Below are 16470 nucleotides of genomic sequence, written 5' to 3' on the forward strand. Positions count from 1 at the left end.
GCATGCAGGCTTACCCCGCCGCTTTGGATGAACTGATTGGCTTTTTTGAAGCGCTGCCGGAAGGCGAGCGGCGGGAGAATCTGATCGATCTGGCCGCGCAGGCGGCGAAACACGCGCCCGGGGCGGGGGAGCCTTTCGATTTCGAGGACGTGCGGAAGGACGCGGAGTGCACAGACACCGTCGGCGTGCATGTGCGTCGAAAAGAGGATGGGAGCCTGCATTTCGCGATCAGCCTGGGGCCAAAGGTGCAGACGCTCACCCGGGCGCTGACGACCATTCTTTGCCGTGGTCTGGATGGATGCACAGCTCAGCAGGTGATCGATGTGCCGGCGAATTTTGTGCCGCGCATCATTGGTGCGGACTTGGTGCGATTGCGGAGCCAGACGGTGTATTACGTGTTGGGCCGGATGAAGCAGGCCACAGTGGCGCTGCTGGAGAGACAAGCGTGACCTACACGAGCTTCGTCGTCTGTCCTGTGCGCAGTTCCTCCGGGATCTGGCCGACAAAACGTGGCACCAGATCGATGGCGTCGAAGATTTGATGAATCTCCTGCTGGTTGATGTCGCCGGGGCGGTCGATCTCGAAATAAACGATGTCGTGGCGGGCATCGACCTTGTAGCGGACACGGGGGAAGTGGTCCATCTGGTTGCGGAGCTGCATCATGGCGGCTTCCGTGCGCACACCGGGGGCGTAGATTTCGACTTCGATCATGGCTGGTTTTGGCTTTTGTTTTACCGGATCAGAACAGAGGAGCCAAGGAAAAACCGGGACGCGGCGGCAGGCCAGGATTCTAGTTTGACAGGGTGGGGGTGGCGTCCTATTCTCGCCGCCCTTTCCCCCGCCCCCTATGGCCAACATCCGCTCCGCTGAAAAGAACATCCGCAAAACCACGGCTCGCACCGCTCACAACCAGACGGTGAAAAGCCGCATTCGCACACTTCGCAAGAAAGTGCTCGCCGCTGTGGAGAAGAAGGACGCCGCTGCCGCCAGCGCCAGCCTGAGCGAGTTCGCCTCCGCCGCTGACAAGGCCGCCAAGACCAAAGTCCTGAAGAAGAACACGTCCTCCCGCCTCAAGAGCCGTCTGGCGCTAAAGGTCGGTGCTCTCACGAAGTAATCGGTTCTTCTCGAAATTCCTTTTTGGAACGGCATCTCGCAAGGGGTGCCGTTTTTGTTTGTTCAACGCGATCCAGCCGTCCAAAATCGACTTCCCATGATCACCCGCCACCGCATCGCTCCCAACGGCCCTGAGTTCTCCCGCCTCGTCTATGGCACCTGGCGCATTTTGGACGACGAGGACAAGGCCAACAGCACCCCGCAGGCACTCATCAATCGCTTCAAAGCCTGCGCGGACTTGGGGATCACGACTTTGGACACGGCGGAGATCTATGGCACCTACCACGTTGAGGAAGCCATCGGCGGCGCGTTGAAGCTGGACCCGGCTTTCCGCGGCAAGATCGAGATCGTCACAAAGTGCGGCATCTACATCCCGTGCGAGTTCCATCCGGGGCGGAAGGTGGCGTTCTACAATTTGACGGCGGAGCGTATCATCAAGAGCACGGAGAAATCCCTGCGGCTGATGGGCATCGACCACATCGACCTGCTGCTGGTGCATCGCCCGGACTGGCTCACGAGCGCCGATGAAACCGCCGCCGGGCTGAACAAGCTGCTCAAAGACGGAAAAATCCGCTCCGCAGGCGTCTCGAACTACAACGTGCATCAATTCGAGTTGCTGAACTCCCGCATGGACCAGCCGCTGGTGACGAACCAGGTTGAGTTCAGCCTGCTGCACATGGACCCGATCTACGACGGCACCGCCGACCAGTGCCAGCGTCACCGGATCCTGCCGATGGCGTGGTCACCGCTGGCCAAAGGGGCGCTGATGTCAAAGGAAGACCCTGCCGCGGCACGCCTGCACGCGAAAGCGGCCGAACTCGGCGCCAAATACGACGGCGCGACGCTGGACCAGCTCGCCTACGCCTGGATCATGGCGCATCCGTCGATGCCGCTGCCGATCATCGGCACGAACAAGCTCGACCGCATCCAGGCGTGCGTGAAGGCGACGGAGATCAAGCTGGAGCGCGAGGACTGGTATGCCCTCTGGGTGGCGGCCAAGGGGCATGGTATTCCGTGACGCGAAGGCCGCGGTCTGTGCTCAGCGCACCTGGTCGTTGTGAATCATGTTCACCTGCCAGTTCCACGGCCAGGGCGTGGGATTGCTCCAGTGGAAGAACCATGGTTCGGCGAGCTGGTTCACGTGGCCGAGCACGAGCTGGCTGTAGCCGATGCCGTTGCCCTCAAGCCGGATCATCATCGAAACCATGCCCTGGCCTTTCGCGGCACGCACGGTAGCCATGTCGGTCTTCAAAGTCAGCGTGTAGAAGCCGCTGAGGTATTTCTTTCCGTCCTGGATCGCTGTTTCGCGCGTGTGGGCGTAGGCGTCTGTGTAATTTTCGGCGAGGAACTCCTTCACCGCGTCCCAGTCGCGTTCTTCGACGGCCTGGATGAAATCCATTTGTGCCGCACGCACCTGGGATTCCGGGGATCGACCGAAAACCCACCATGCAAACCAGAGTCCGGCGATGAGAACGAGCGCCAGAACGCTGCGGATGATCAGACGCGTATCCATAAGTCAAAGCAGCGCGAGCTGGCCGGAATCATCAGCGGCGGTGAAGCAGAAACTCACGCTGGCTGTGCTGCGACGGCGAACGACCTCGATGGTCGGCGTCGGTTTGTGGCGTTCGGCGCAGATGACGCGTGCCCCGTCTGCCCCGGCCGCGTCGAGCGCCTGCCGGATGTGGCGCGAAGCGGTGGCCGGGTCGTTGCAATCGTCGCTCAAATGGCCGAGCACGACATGGCTGAGGCCGGGATGTGCCACCTCACGCACGAGTTCGGCCGCCTGCTCGTTCGAGAGATGCCCGTGGCGCGAGCTGATGCGTTGTTTTGTGGCCCAGGGACGCTTCGTGTCGTTTTCGAGCAGTTGCGTGTCGTAATTCGCCTCAATGAAAAGGCTGTCTGAGCTTTTGAGGCGGTCCTTGATCAGGTTCGTGACGAAACCGACGTCGCTGAGCACGCCGAGGCGTGACTCCTGGTCGGCGATGACAAAACCCACGGGATCCACCGCGTCATGCGGCACGGGGAAGGATTCGATGCGCAGATCCTGGAACTCGAAGGCCGAGCCGGTGGTCATGAGGCGCCAAGGAGGGGCTTTTTTGAAGCCAAGGCTGCTGGCGAGCACCTCCTGGGTCAAAGCGGTGCAAAACAGCGGGATGGAGCGCTTCCGGCTGAGCACCTCGATGCCGCCGGTGTGGTCCTGGTGCTCGTGGGTGAGCAGGATGCCGTCGAGCATGTCGAGGGAGAAACCGCAGGCGTCGAGCCGGAGGCAGATCTGCTTCGCGCTGAGGCCGGCATCGAGCAGCAGCGTGGTGTTTTCCGTCGAAATGACGGCACAGTTCCCTGAACTGCCGCTGCCGAGAATCGTGAGTCGCACCATGGAGGCTGTTTTTAGCGGCTGGATGCGGACTTGCAATGCCTCAATCCGGCCTCCGCATTCGTAAAATAGGGACCAGACTTGGCAGGTAGAATGCTGGTTGATTTACCCCCCGGGCTGGCCTAAATCCCGCCCCCCTTTTGTAGCAAAAATGAGAAACCACGGACTCCCCTCGAAGCAAGGCCTCTATGACCCGCAGTTCGAACACGACGCCTGCGGCGTCGGATTCGTTTGTCACATGAAGGGGAAAAAATCGCACAAGATCGTGGCGGATGCGCTGCAGATCCTGGAGAACCTCGACCATCGCGGTGCTTGCGTGGAGGAGAATACCGGTGACGGGGCGGGGATTTTGATCCAGACGCCGCACGCGTTCCTGGCGAAGAAGGCCAAGGAGGCGGGTTTTGAGCTGCCGGCGCAGGGTCAGTATGGCGTGGCGAACATTTTCACCACTCGCGGCGGCGATTCGTGGCCGAAGGCGAAGGCGGAATTTGAAAAAGTGGCCGCGGCGGAAGGCATGCCGGTCCTCGGCTGGCGTGAGCTGCCGGTGGATAACTCCACGCTCGGCAAGTCGGCGAAGGCCAGCGAGCCGCTGGTGCGCCAGGTGTTTGTGAAGCGCCATGCGTCGGCGCTGGATGATCTTTCCTTTGAGCGGAAGCTCTACGTGCTGCGCAAGGTGGCGCACAATGCCATCCGCGTCGCCAAAGTGGACCCGGTGTGGTATGCGCCGAGCTTTTCCTGCCGCACACTGGTTTACAAAGGCATGCTCACCCCGATGCAGGTCGGTGGTTACTACAAGGATCTCAGCGATCCGGATATGGAGTCGGCGCTGGCGCTGGTGCACAGCCGTTTCTCGACGAACACCTTCCCGAACTGGGAGCGCTCGCATCCGTATCGCTACATCGCCCACAACGGCGAAATCAACACGCTGCGCGGCAACATCAACTGGATGCTCGCCCGTCAGTCGCTGTTCGCGTCGGAGCTGTTTGGCGATGACATCAACAAGATCAAGCCGGTCATCAATGTGGATGGCTCGGACTCGACGATCTTTGACAACTGCCTCGAACTCCTCGTTCTGAGCGGCCGCAGCCTGCCGCACGCGATGATGATGATGATTCCGGAGCCGTGGAGCGGCCACGAGTCGATGAGCGAGGCGAAAAAGGCCTTCTACGAATACCACAGCTGCCTCATGGAGCCGTGGGATGGCCCTGCGTCCGTCGCTTTCACCGATGGCACGATGATGGGCGCCACGCTGGACCGCAATGGTCTGCGTCCTTCCCGTTATTATGTGACGCATGACGATCTGGTCATCATGGGCTCGGAAGCGGGCGTGTTGCCGGTCGATCCGGCGAATGTGAAGCTCAAAGGCCGTCTGCAGCCGGGCAAGATGTTCATCGTGAACATGGAAGAAGGCCGCATCGTGCCGGACGACGAGATCAAGGAGAAGATCGCTGCCGAGAAGCCTTACCGCGAGTGGCTGGACAAGAACCTCGTGAAGCTGGCGGACATCGCTGATGGTGCTCCTGCGCCATTGCCGGATCACGATACGATGCTGAAGCGCCAGCAGGCCTTTGGTTACACTTGGGAAGACCTGCGCATGCTCATGGTGCCGATGGCGCGTGATGGCGTGGAGGCTGTGGGCTCGATGGGCACCGACATCCCGATCGCCGTGCTCTCAAACAAGGCGAAGCTCCTTTATGACTACTTCAAGCAGCTCTTCGCGCAGGTGACGAACCCGCCGATCGACTGCATCCGCGAGGAAATCGTCACGTCGCCCATCACGACCATCGGTCGCGAGGGCAACCTGCTCGATCCGAAGCCGGAAAGCTGCCATTTGATCGAGCTCAAAACGCCGATCCTCAGCAACGAGGAGCTCGCGAAGCTCAAAGGGATCGCCAGCGGCGAATTTGCCTCCGCGACGCTCGACATCACCTTTGACCCGAAAAAGGGCGCGAAGGGCCTCGAAGCCGCGATGGACGCACTTTGCGCCCAGGCGGACGATTTGATCAAACAGGGCCGCAACATCCTCATTTTGACGGATCGCGGTGTTTCGGCCGAAAAGGCTCCGATCCCGGCTTTGCTGGCCGTGGGCGGTCTGCACCATCATTTGATCCGCAAGGGCACCCGCACGCAGTGCGACATCGTGCTCGAGTCCGGCGAACCGCGTGAAGTGCATCACTTCTGCACGCTGATCGGCTTTGGCTGCGGCGCGATCAATCCTTACCTTGCCTTTGAAACGCTCGACGACATGATCCGCCAGGGTCTGCTCGTGAACGTGGACCACAAGAAGGCGGTTTATAACTTCATTAAGGCCGCCACGAAGGGCGTCATCAAGGTGGCGTCGAAAATCGGCATCTCCACGATGCAGAGCTATCGCGGGGCGCAGATCTTTGAAGCCGTCGGCCTCAGCAAGAGCGTGGTGGACAAGTATTTCACGTGGACCGCCACCCGCGTGGAAGGCAGCGACATCAATGTCATCGCCGAGGAGTGCATCCAGCGCCACATGCGCGGCTTCCCGGATCGCGATTCGCAGGTGCATGCGCTCGACGTGGGCGGTGACTACCAGTGGCGCAAAGAAGGTGAGGCTCACCTCTTCAACCCGCTGACGATCCACACGCTGCAAAAGGCGGTGCGCACGGGCAATTACGACACCTTCAAGCAATACACCGCGCTGGTGAACACGCAGGTGAAGCAATTCTACACGCTGCGTGGCCTGCTCGACTTCAAGTCGCAGACTCCCGTGCCGATCGAAGAGGTCGAAAGCGTCGATAGCATCATGAAGCGCTTCAAAACGGGCGCGATGAGCTACGGCTCGATCTCCAGCGAGGCGCACGAAGCTCTCGCCATCGCCATGAACCGCGTGGGCGGCAAATCGAACACCGGTGAAGGTGGCGAAGACCCTGCCCGCTACACGTGGACGAATGAGAAAGGCGATTCGAAGAACAGCGCCATCAAGCAGGTCGCCAGCGGCCGCTTTGGTGTGACGAGCCTTTATTTGAGCCAGGCCCGCGAAATCCAGATCAAAATGGCCCAGGGCGCAAAGCCCGGTGAAGGCGGCCAGCTTCCTGGATCGAAGGTGTATCCCTGGATCGCCAAGGTGCGCGGCTCCACGCCGGGCGTCGGCCTCATCTCGCCGCCGCCGCATCACGACATCTACTCCATCGAGGACCTTGCCCAGCTCATCCACGACCTGAAAAACGCGAACCGCGCCGCACGCATCAGCGTGAAGCTCGTTTCCGAGGTCGGTGTCGGCACCATCGCCGCGGGTGTGGCGAAGGCGCACAGCGATGTGGTGCTCATCTCCGGTTACGATGGCGGCACGGGTGCCTCGCCGCAGACCAGCGTGAAGCACGCGGGCCTGCCATGGGAACTCGGCCTTGCCGAAACGCATCAGACTTTGCTCCTGAACAACCTGCGCTCGAAGATCGTCGTCGAGGCCGATGGCCAGATGAAGACCGGCCGCGATGTCGTCATCGCCGCGCTGCTCGGTGCGGAGGAGTTTGGCTTTGCTACTGCTCCGCTCGTCACGCTGGGCTGCATCATGATGCGCGTCTGCCACTTGAACACCTGCCCCGTCGGTGTCGCCACGCAGAATCCTGAACTGCGTGCGAAATTCAGCGGCGATCCCGAATACGCCGCCAACTTCATGCGCTTCATCGCTCAAGAAGTCCGCGAACTCATGGCGCAGCTCGGTTTCCGCAAGCTGGAGGAAATGGTGGGCCGCGTCGATGTGCTCGAACCTCGTCAGGCTGTCGATCATTGGAAAGCTCGCGGCATTGACCTCAGCAACCTGCTTTACCGTCCGAATGTCGGCCCTGAAGTCGGCACCTTCTGCACTGAGAAGCAGGATCACGGCATCGACCGCAGCATGGACATCACCACGCTGCTGCCGCTTTGCCAACCGGCCATCGAGAAGGGCGAAAAAGTCACCGCCACGCTGCCGATCCGCAACGTCAACCGCACCGTCGGCACCATCCTCGGCAACGAGATCACCAAGAAGCACTGGCACGGCCTGCCGGACGACACCGTGCATCTCAAGTTCAACGGCAGCGCGGGTCAGAGCTTCGGTGCCTTCATTCCGAAGGGCGTCACGCTCGAAATCTCCGGCGATGCGAACGACTACGTCGGCAAGGGCATGAGCGGTGGACGCATCATCGTCTATCCGCCGGAAGGCAGCACCTTTGCCGCCGAAGAAAACATCATCGCGGGCAATACCGCGCTGTATGGCGCCACGGCCGGCCAGCTCTTCCTGCGCGGTGTCGCTGGTGAGCGCTTCGCGGTGCGAAACAGCGGCGTCGATGCCGTCGTCGAAGGCGTGGGCGACCACGGCTGCGAATACATGACCGGCGGACGCGTCGTCGTGCTCGGCACCACGGGCCGCAACTTCGCCGCGGGCATGTCTGGCGGTATCGCCTACGTGCTCGACGAGAAGGGCGACTTCGCCACCCGCTGCAACACCAGCATGAGCGACCTCTTTGCCCTCGAAGACCAGGCCGAGATCGACAGCCTCTACGAGCTCATCAAGCAGCACGCCGAGGCCACGAAGAGCCAGAAGGCCTTCAAAGTGCTCGCCCTCTGGGAGCAGAGCGTGAAGCAGTTCGTCAAAGTCCTGCCCCGCGACTACGCCCGCGTGCTCAAAGCCCTCGACAAAGCCAAAGCCGACGGCCTCACCGGCGACGATGCCCTCATCGCCGCCTTTGAAAGCAACTCGAAGGACGCCTCCCGCGTCGGTGGAGGTTAATTCCCGGTCTGAAAACGCCCACCCGAGACAGACTCACGCATCACTCCTCACGCATCATTTTTTAGACCATGGGAAAACCAACCGGCTTCATCGAATTCGAACGCGAACTTCCTTCTGACCGCGATCCGCTTGAGCGTATCAAGGACTGGAAGGAGTTTCATCTCCATCTGCCTGAAGACCGCCTGAAGAAGCAGGGCGCACGCTGCATGGACTGCGGCATCCCCTTCTGCCACAGCGGCACGCTCATCAGCGGCATGGCCTCCGGCTGCCCGATCAACAACCTCATCCCCGAGTGGAATGACCTGATCTTCCGCGGCCTTTGGAAGGAAGCGCTCGATCGCCTCCACAAGACCAACAACTTCCCCGAGTTCACCGGCCGCGTCTGCCCCGCTCCGTGCGAAGGCTCCTGCGTGCTCGGCATCAACAATCCGCCCGTCACGATCAAGAACATCGAAGTCTCGATCATCGACAAAGGCTGGGAAGAAGGCTGGGTGAAGCCCGAGCCGCCTGAAAAGCGCACCGGCAAAAAAGTCGCCGTCATCGGCTCCGGCCCCGCCGGCCTCAGCGCCGCCGCGCAGCTCAACAAAGCTGGTCACACCGTCACCGTTTTCGAACGTGCCGACCGTCCCGGTGGCCTCCTCATGTATGGCATCCCCAACATGAAGCTCGACAAGAAGGAAGTCGTCCTCCGCCGCGTGAAGTTGCTCGAAGACGAAGGCGTCACCTTCAAGTGCAACGTCAACGTCGGCACCGACATCACCGCCGAGCAGCTCCGCAAGGACTTCGACGCCATCATCGTCGCCACCGGAGCCACCAAACCGCGTGATTTGCCGATCCCCGGCCGCGAATTGAAGGGCATCCACTTCGCCATGGACTTCCTCACGGCGAACACCAAGGCCGTGCTCGATCCGAGCGGCAAATACATCACCGCCGACGGCAAAGACGTCGTCATCATCGGCGGTGGTGACACCGGCACCGACTGCGTCGGCACCAGCGTCCGTCACGGCTGCAAAACCGTCACGCAGCTCGAAATCATGGCCAAACCGCCCATGACCCGCGCCGCGAACAATCCGTGGCCCGAATGGCCCAAGACCTACAAGATGGACTACGGCCAAGAAGAGGCCGCCGCCAAGTTCGGCGACGATCCGCGCGTCTATCTCACCACCGCCACCCACTTCGAAGGCGATGAAAACGGCAACGTGAAGGCCGTCCACGTCGTCGATGTCGAGTGGAAGAAAGACGACAAAGGCAACTTCGGCCCACAAAAGGTCGCCGGCACTGAGAAAGTCCTCCCCGCGCAGCTCGTGCTGCTCGCCATGGGCTTCCTCGGCCCTGAGCAGCCCCTCGTGGAGGCCCTCAAGCTCGAAACCGACCCCCGCAGCAACATCAAAGCCGAGCACGAGAAATACACCACCAGCATCCCCGGCGTCTTCGCCGCCGGCGACTGCCGCCGTGGCCAATCCCTCGTCGTCTGGGCCTTCAACGAAGGCCGCGGCGCCGCGAGAGAATGCGACCGCTTCCTCATGGGCGCGACGAGCTTGCCGTGAGTAAGGCTTAATCAGGCTTCTTTGGGTTCTTCGCGGCGTCGGTCTTCTTGGCCTTCGCCGCGAAAATTTTGCGGTCCCAATTCTTAGCGATGTGTTCCGGTGTGGTTTCTGAGGACACGCCGTTCGCCGGAACGTCGAGTTTGGCGCACCAAAGGATGCCGTTGAGCAGCAGGCAGCGCTGATTGGCCTCGGCCCAGTTCGCATGCAGGTCACAGCCGGTGAAACCGAAGCTGCGGCCGCCGTCGGGACGCTCGTAGCTCCATGCGACCGTCTCAGCGCGACCTGCATGAGCCTTGGCGTCTGCTGTTTTGCGACTGCTGTCGGGCATGGCGCATTGCAGCAGGTGCGTGACGCCTTTGTCGGCGAAGTGGAGGTTGTAGAGCCAGCCGTCCTTGAGCAGCGGAAAGGGTTTCACGCCTTGGAGGATCGGATGCGTCGGTAGGGTCGTGAAATCGACATCCCAGTGACCACGGCAGCCGATGTCGCTTTGGAACGCGGCTCCAAATATCGCTTTGAAAGCGTCTGCACGCTCTGGTTTGCAGTCCACGCCTTGATGCAGGATGACGAAGCCGGTGCCCGCCTTCGCAAGTGCCTGCATTGTGGCCCAGCGTGATGGTTCGAGGAAGGAATGCTTGTCACCGCCGTCCATGAACAGCAGCACGCAGCGTGCGCCATCGAGCACGGCTTCGTTTTTCGGCCAGCCTTCAGCGACCATCACCGGAGCGACGCCCGGAACGGCCTTCAACCACTCATGGAGCAAGGCACAACCAGCGAAATACTCGTGCTGTCCCGGTTTGTTGCTCGGCATTCCGGCGATCAGCACGATCTTCGCGGCCTTCGCATCGGCGGGCGCTTGTTCCAGCGGCACCTGCTGTTGTTCGGCGGTGAGTTCGGCCTGGAGAGACGCGGTGGCGAGCAGTGGGAAAAGCAGGGCAAGGAAGCGTGACATGATCTTGAAGCGTGACGGGTTGGCGTGAGGAACACAAGACGAAAAGCCCGCAGGCGCTCTTGCAGCAGGCTCAGGCCGATGAATGAAAGCCTTTTTATCTGACACCTGTCTTTTCGCGATCAGACTCGGATGAATCCAAACCGCGAAGGCGGTGTTCAATGCCCTTACCATGAAGACAACCATCCTCCTCGCCCTGGTCTCCCTCCTCGGCGCAGCCACACTGCGCAGCCAGTCGTCCGACGCGTCCGTCGATTTTGACAAGGCGCGCCAGCTTTTCGAGAAACACCAGAGTGGCGGCACGCTCACTGCCGATGAGGAGGCTTACATCGAGAGGGCACGGGCCGCGCACGATGCGCAGATGAAAAAGCAGGGCGGCGGTGGCGATCTCCCACCGCAGGGGCAGGACGGCATCGACTGGGAGCGGGCGCAGAAACTTCATCAGCGCGACAGTGCGGGTGAGAAGCTCAGTGAGGAGGAAAAAGCGTATCTCGACAAAGCACGCGCCGCTTTTCCGAAGCGAAATGGCGGCAGTCCACCGCCATCCAGCGCAAATGCACCTTCCTCGGATGGCATCGACTGGCGGAAGGCCCAGGATCTTTTCCGGCGTGAGCAAAGTGGCGAGAAACTGAGCGAAGCCGATCAGAAGTTCCTCGATCACGCGAAGGAGGTCCGTCGCGGTGGTAGTGGCAGTGCAGGAGGTGGCCGCGGAGGTGTCGCAAACCAACGCAAAGCCCCGTCATCGCTCACGCCACTCACCGACATGTCTGCGGACGACAAGTACGAAGGTGAAGACGGCGGCCTGTATGGCAAAGGCAGCAATGAACCGCCCGAGGCACTGAAAAAATCCGCGGCCGAAGCCCTGGCGCAGATCCAGCCGCTCAATGCCGACGGGAAACCGTCCGGCAATGGCAAGATCGCGTTCATTTCGATCAGCATGTCGAACGCCACGCAGGAATTCTCGTTCTTCAAAAGCATCGCCGATGGCGACAAGCGTAAGTCGGACAAGCTCACGATTGTCGATTGTGCCCAGGGCGGCCAGACCATGGCCGCTTGGGCGCGTCCTGAGGGCCGGAACTGGGACGAGGCCATGAGCCGCCTGCAACGCGCCGAGGTCACACCGCAGCAGGTGCAGGTCGCTTGGGTGAAGCTTGCCAATGCCGGTCCCGCTGGCTCGAAGTCGGATCATCTCGCCACTCTTGAGGCCGATACGATCCAGGTGCTTCACAACCTAAAGCAACGTTTCCCGAACCTGCGCATCGCCTACCTCGGCAGCCGCATTTACGCGGGTTATGCGAGCACCGGCCTCAATCCCGAGCCTTACGCCTATGAAGGTGCCTTCGCCGTGCGCCACCTCATTCAGAAGCAGATCGCCGGCGATGCCGACCTCGCGCTCGATAAATCACCGCTGCTCTTGTGGGGCCCGTATCTCTGGGCCGAAGGTGAGAAGGGCCGCAAGTTCGACGACCTCAAATACACCCAGGACGACTTCGGCAGCGACGGCACGCATCCAAGCAACAGCGGCCGCGAAAAAGTGGCGAAGCAGTTGTTGGAGTTCTTTGCGACGAATCCGTATGCGAAAGGGTGGTTTGCGAAGTGATCGCGGTCGGCACGCCTTTCACACAATGACACAGAGCGCTGGCGCGAATATCCCCGCGCTGTTACTTCCTGCCCGTCAGTCGATTCCAAAGGCCCCGAACGCCTGCCTTGGGTTTTTCATCGCGTTGCGAGCGGTTCTGTGAATCGCGACGCTGACCGCCACCTTGACTTTGAGGGCGATTGTCATCGCTCCGGCGCTGGCGTTGGTCACGTGGGCCGCGTTGATCATTCTGACGACCGCCACCTTGGCCTGACGGGTGTCCTTGGCGGTTTCCGCCTTGGTTCTGCTGCGGGCGGCGTTGCTGAGGCTGGCGTTGGCGGGGACCTCGGGGACGATCGGCAAACTCATCGCCGAAAGCACCAGGGGTGGCGTTGTAGTTGAAGCCTTCGGCCTTTTTGCGCACCAGGCCGCGATTGATGAAGCGTTCGAGTTTTTTCAGATCGCTCATTTCATCTGGCGAGACAAAGCTGATGGCATCGCCGATGGCCTGGGCACGACCCGTGCGGCCGATGCGGTGCACGTAGTCCTCCACGATGTGCGGAAAGTCGAAGTTCACGACGTGCGAGATGCCATCGACGTCGATGCCGCGTGCGGCGATGTCCGTGGCGACGAGAACGCGCACCGCGCCCGACTTGAAGTCGTCGAGTGCACGCAGGCGCTGGTTTTGCGAGCGGTTGGCGTGCAGCGTGGCGCATTTGACGCCGCCCTGCTCGAGCTTGCGGGCGATTTTGTCCGCGCCGTGCTTCGTGCGGCTGAAGACGAGCACCATCTGCATTTTTTCGTCTTCGAGCAGATGGGCGAGCATCGCCATCTTGAGATGCTTTGGCACCTCATAGACGAGCTGGGTCACGGTCTCGGCAGGATTCGAGCGTTTGCCGATCTGCACGATCTTCGGGCTGTGCTGGAACTCATGCGTGAGCTCCTCGATCTCCTTCGACAGCGTGGCGGAGAACATCAGCGTCTGGCGCTTCTTCGGCAGTTGATTGATGACACGGCGGATGTCTGGCAGGAAGCCCATGTCGAGCATGCGGTCGGCCTCATCGAGCACGAGGTATTCGAGCTGGGAGAAGTCCGCGCAGCGCTGGCCCATGAGATCAAGCAAACGGCCGGGGCAGGCGATGACGATGTCGCTGCCAGCACGCAAGGCATCCTTCTGCGGCTTTTCGCCGACGCCGCCATACACCTTCGCGATCTTCAGCGGCAGATGTTTGGCATAAGCGAGCACGTTTTCCTCGATCTGCGCGACGAGTTCACGCGTGGGCGCGAGCACGAGCACTCGGGTGCGACGGCGCTGGCCTTGGGGGATTGGATGCGCCGTCAGTCGGGTTAGGATCGGCAACGTAAAGGCGGCGGTTTTGCCGGTTCCGGTCTGTGCGATGCCGATCACATCTCCACCTGCGATGACCACTGGAATCGCCGCAGCCTGGATCGGCGTGGGCTCGGTGTAACCGGTTTCTTGAATGGCTTTGAGGATGTTCGGGTCGAGGCCGAGGGCTTTGAAGGGCATGACCGCCCATAAGGTAGGCTCGAGGCAAATGCGAGAGGTTTAACTGCAGGGAAGAAAGCCGGGGAGAGCTTCTTTTTCGCATCTGGCAAAAGCCTGATTGATTCGACGCCCGTATTCGAGTTTGCTTTCAAAACTGCCGCAGCCAGCAGCGCGCAAACATGGCAAAACTCACCTTTGTTCTCGAAGACGGCCAGGAGATCGTGGTTCCGCTCACGGAGCGGGTCACCCTGGGGCGTGGGGAGGACAATGACGTGGTCGTGGATGATGAACGCATCTCCAAGCATCACGCCGAACTGGTGCGCAACGCGGACGGCAGCTTTCAAGTGTTCGACACGGACTCCGCGGCGGGGACGTTTGTGAACGGGGAGCGTGTGCGCAGCCACACCGCCCGTCATGGCGACAAGCTTGCCTTCGGGCCGCTGTCCGCCGTTTTGGACCTTGAAGGCAGTCCGTCCAACAGCGTCTCAACGGCTCGCGCCGACCTCAAATCGTCAAATGGCGGCAGGATCGGCCCGCGAAAGAAGGACCGGGGGGCGAAACAAAACTCCGTCGCCGAAAAACAGACCGCGCTGCCGCCGGATGAGATGCTGGCCCGTCTCAACGCGGCTCATCAAAGCGAGATGGCGCGGCTAGAGTCTGAGAAGTCGCGTCTTCATGCGGAGGTCGATGCTTTGCAAAAAGATCTGCGGGACTGGCAGCAGCGCTCGGAAAAGGAGCGCGCGCAGCACAATGCGCGCGTGGAATCTCTGCGTGCCGAGGAAGAGAGGCTCATGCCCTTGAAGGCCGCGGTCAAAGAGGCGGAGTCCACGCGTGAGGAGTGGGTGAAATCCATCCACGAGCTTGCGGTCCGGCATGAGGAGAAAAACAACGCGCTTCAGCGTCTCATTTCCCAGCATGATCAAAAGGCGGCGGACTTGCAGCTCCTTCGGAATGACGTGGCTTCAGCGAGAAAGGAGCTTGAGGGCTTGATCGCCCACCGGGACCAGACTTTGGCGCATCTCGAGAAAATCCGGGCCGAGTGCGCGCACGACGAGGCTGTTCTCGATGATTTGCGCCGTGAGCTTGCCGAAACCAGGGAGCGTGCCCAGGAAAGCAGGGCACTGGCCGAGGTGCGCGAGGACCAGGTCAAGACGGCGGAGAAAAAGCTTGAGCAACTCGCCCAACGCCGCGCGCAGATCGAGGCGCACATCAAGGAACTCGCCGGAATGGAGGAAAAGCTGGCTCATGCCCTGGCCCGCTGCCGCGAGGCTGAGGCGTCGCATGCGGTGCTTTCCAACACGATCGCGGCGCTGGTGGAGGAGCAGCGGAGTGGTGAGACTTTGGTGAAGGAACTCGAATGCCGCGTCGCGGATTTGGAGAAAGCCCGTGTGAAGGCCGCCGCTGAAAAACAGAGCGGCGAGGAGGCTCTGCAAAACGTCCGCAATGATCTCGCCTCCTGTGAGAAGGCTCTCGCCGAACGCAAGGGCATGCTCGAGGCCGAGGTCCGGAGCCTTGAAGAAACGAAGGTTCGGAGGGCTGATATCGAACGGCAGTGCGTGGAGCTTGCCGGTGCGGAGCAGAAACTGGTGGATGTGAAGGATCGTCTCGATGGTGCTGAAAAAAGGCTCGCGGAGGCAAAGTCGGCCGTTGCGGACTGCGAGACGCGGATTTCGACGCATGAAGCCTCCATCAAGAGCCTGGGTGGAGAGGAAAGCGCTGCGAAGGGCAGGCTTGAGGTGCTGCTTTCCCGCGAGAAGGATTTACGTGCCGAGTTGACATCGCTTGCCGCTTCCGAGCGTGCTGAGCGCCTCCGTTTTGAGGAAGTGCGCCAGCTTGCCGCCGAGGCGGAGAAAGAGCACACGGCGCAGAAGCAGCGGCTGGACGCCAGCCTCGAGACCACACGCCGTGAGCTGGACGATCTCGTTTCCAAACTCACGCCGCTGCGGGACTGGAAGGAGGCGATGGACCAGCTTTACGCGCGCCTCGCCATGCTGCCGCAGGATTCCGTCGAGGCGCGTGACCTGTGGCATGAGATCGAGAAAGAAAAGGCCGGGTTGCATGATTTGATCACCACCGCGCGCACGCAGGCCGGGTCGGAACAGCCGCAGCTTTCCCGCGTGGCCATCCCCGTGCCACAGGCGCGCCCAGGAAGGGGCACGGGCAGTGTTTTGCTCCCCGGTGGTTCGCAGGAGACGACCTTGCGCGCGCGTCTCGCGCATCTGCGGGAGAGCGTGCAGCGCGAGGAGGCCCGCATCGAGCAACTGCGGCTGGAACGCATTCGTCACGAGAGTCCTGGCCGCTCCAGTCCTGCCGCGGACGCCATGCTGCGGGAGCAAACACGCCATCTCGAGACGAAAATGCGCCAGGAGGAGGAGCGCTACCATGCCTTGCAGCGCACCATGGAGATTTCCCAGGCGGAGGAGGAAAAACGCCGCGAGAGGCTGGCTGAAATGGAGCGCAAGCTTGCCGAGTTGCGGGCCGACATTGTCGAGGCTGAACGCCAGCGCAGCACGTTGCGCAAGCAGGCCGACCTGGCCCAGACGGAGCTGAAAAACTACGAGTCCGCGCTTGAGCGTGTGACCAAAAAGCCGGCGGAGTAAAATCCCGCCGCGCTTTTCAAAAGCCCGATTGATTCCGCGCCACTCATCGCTTTTGCTGGCGGTGTT

At 61.3% G+C, this 16470-nt stretch carries 12 protein-coding genes; 7 read left to right on the forward strand and 5 right to left on the reverse strand.

The features are described from left to right. Positions 1–2: 2 nt before the first annotated feature. Positions 3–449: a SufE family protein gene (locus ACILSE_RS08040; protein ID WP_395716859.1), complete on the forward strand. Its 447-nt coding sequence runs from the start codon at positions 3–5 to the stop codon at positions 447–449. A gap of 1 nt (position 450) precedes the next feature. On the opposite strand, the gene ACILSE_RS08045 is transcribed toward ACILSE_RS08040, so the two are convergent. After that, entirely contained in the window at positions 451–711 is a 261-nt protein-coding gene (locus ACILSE_RS08045; RefSeq protein WP_395716860.1) for a hypothetical protein, read from the reverse strand. A 136-nt stretch (positions 712–847) separates the two neighbouring features. On the opposite strand from ACILSE_RS08045, the gene rpsT reads away from it, so the two are divergent. After that, positions 848–1114: a 30S ribosomal protein S20 gene (rpsT, locus tag ACILSE_RS08050; protein WP_395716861.1), complete on the forward strand. Its 267-nt coding sequence runs from the start codon at positions 848–850 to the stop codon at positions 1112–1114. A gap of 96 nt (positions 1115–1210) precedes the next feature. Next, positions 1211–2131, forward strand: a complete 921-nt coding sequence (locus ACILSE_RS08055) for an aldo/keto reductase family oxidoreductase (RefSeq protein ID WP_395716862.1) — start codon at positions 1211–1213, stop codon at positions 2129–2131. 21 nt (positions 2132–2152) lie between these two features. Here the strand turns inward: ACILSE_RS08055 and ACILSE_RS08060 are convergent, their stop codons facing one another. Both ACILSE_RS08060 and ACILSE_RS08065 read right to left on the reverse strand, forming a co-directional pair. Beyond that, entirely contained in the window at positions 2153–2626 is a 474-nt protein-coding gene (locus ACILSE_RS08060) for a hypothetical protein (protein ID WP_395716863.1), read from the reverse strand. A 3-nt stretch (positions 2627–2629) separates the two neighbouring features. Beyond that, positions 2630–3490 carry an MBL fold metallo-hydrolase gene (locus tag ACILSE_RS08065; RefSeq protein WP_395716864.1) on the reverse strand — a complete coding sequence of 287 codons (861 nt, stop codon included), beginning with the start codon at positions 3488–3490 and terminating at the stop codon, positions 2630–2632. Between the two features lie 148 nt (positions 3491–3638). On the opposite strand from ACILSE_RS08065, the gene gltB reads away from it, so the two are divergent. Both gltB and ACILSE_RS08075 read left to right on the forward strand, forming a co-directional pair. Continuing rightward, positions 3639–8225 (forward strand): glutamate synthase large subunit, encoded by a 4587-nt coding sequence (gltB, locus tag ACILSE_RS08070; protein WP_395716865.1) that lies wholly within the window; start codon positions 3639–3641, stop codon positions 8223–8225. Positions 8226–8293: 68 nt separating this feature from the next. Next, positions 8294–9772 carry a glutamate synthase subunit beta gene (locus ACILSE_RS08075; RefSeq protein WP_395716866.1) on the forward strand — a complete coding sequence of 493 codons (1479 nt, stop codon included), beginning with the start codon at positions 8294–8296 and terminating at the stop codon, positions 9770–9772. Between the two features lie 7 nt (positions 9773–9779). Here the strand turns inward: ACILSE_RS08075 and ACILSE_RS08080 are convergent, their stop codons facing one another. Next, positions 9780–10721, reverse strand: coding sequence for a ThuA domain-containing protein (locus tag ACILSE_RS08080; protein WP_395716867.1), 942 nt, complete (start codon positions 10719–10721; stop codon positions 9780–9782). 169 nt (positions 10722–10890) lie between these two features. On the opposite strand from ACILSE_RS08080, the gene ACILSE_RS08085 reads away from it, so the two are divergent. Then, entirely contained in the window at positions 10891–12318 is a 1428-nt protein-coding gene (locus tag ACILSE_RS08085; protein WP_395716868.1) for a hypothetical protein, read from the forward strand. A 61-nt stretch (positions 12319–12379) separates the two neighbouring features. Here the strand turns inward: ACILSE_RS08085 and ACILSE_RS08090 are convergent, their stop codons facing one another. Then, on the reverse strand, positions 12380–13825 hold the full coding sequence (locus tag ACILSE_RS08090) for a DEAD/DEAH box helicase (RefSeq protein ID WP_395716869.1): 1446 nt from the start codon (positions 13823–13825) through the stop codon (positions 12380–12382). A 158-nt stretch (positions 13826–13983) separates the two neighbouring features. On the opposite strand from ACILSE_RS08090, the gene ACILSE_RS08095 reads away from it, so the two are divergent. Next, the gene (locus tag ACILSE_RS08095; protein ID WP_395716870.1) at positions 13984–16404 is read left to right on the forward strand and encodes an FHA domain-containing protein; all 2421 of its coding nucleotides are present in this window, start codon (positions 13984–13986) and stop codon (positions 16402–16404) included. The last annotated feature ends 66 nt before the right edge of the window (positions 16405–16470 follow it).

The organism is Prosthecobacter sp., assembly GCF_044236155.1.
In the GTDB taxonomy this organism is placed as follows: domain Bacteria; phylum Verrucomicrobiota; class Verrucomicrobiia; order Verrucomicrobiales; family Verrucomicrobiaceae; genus Prosthecobacter.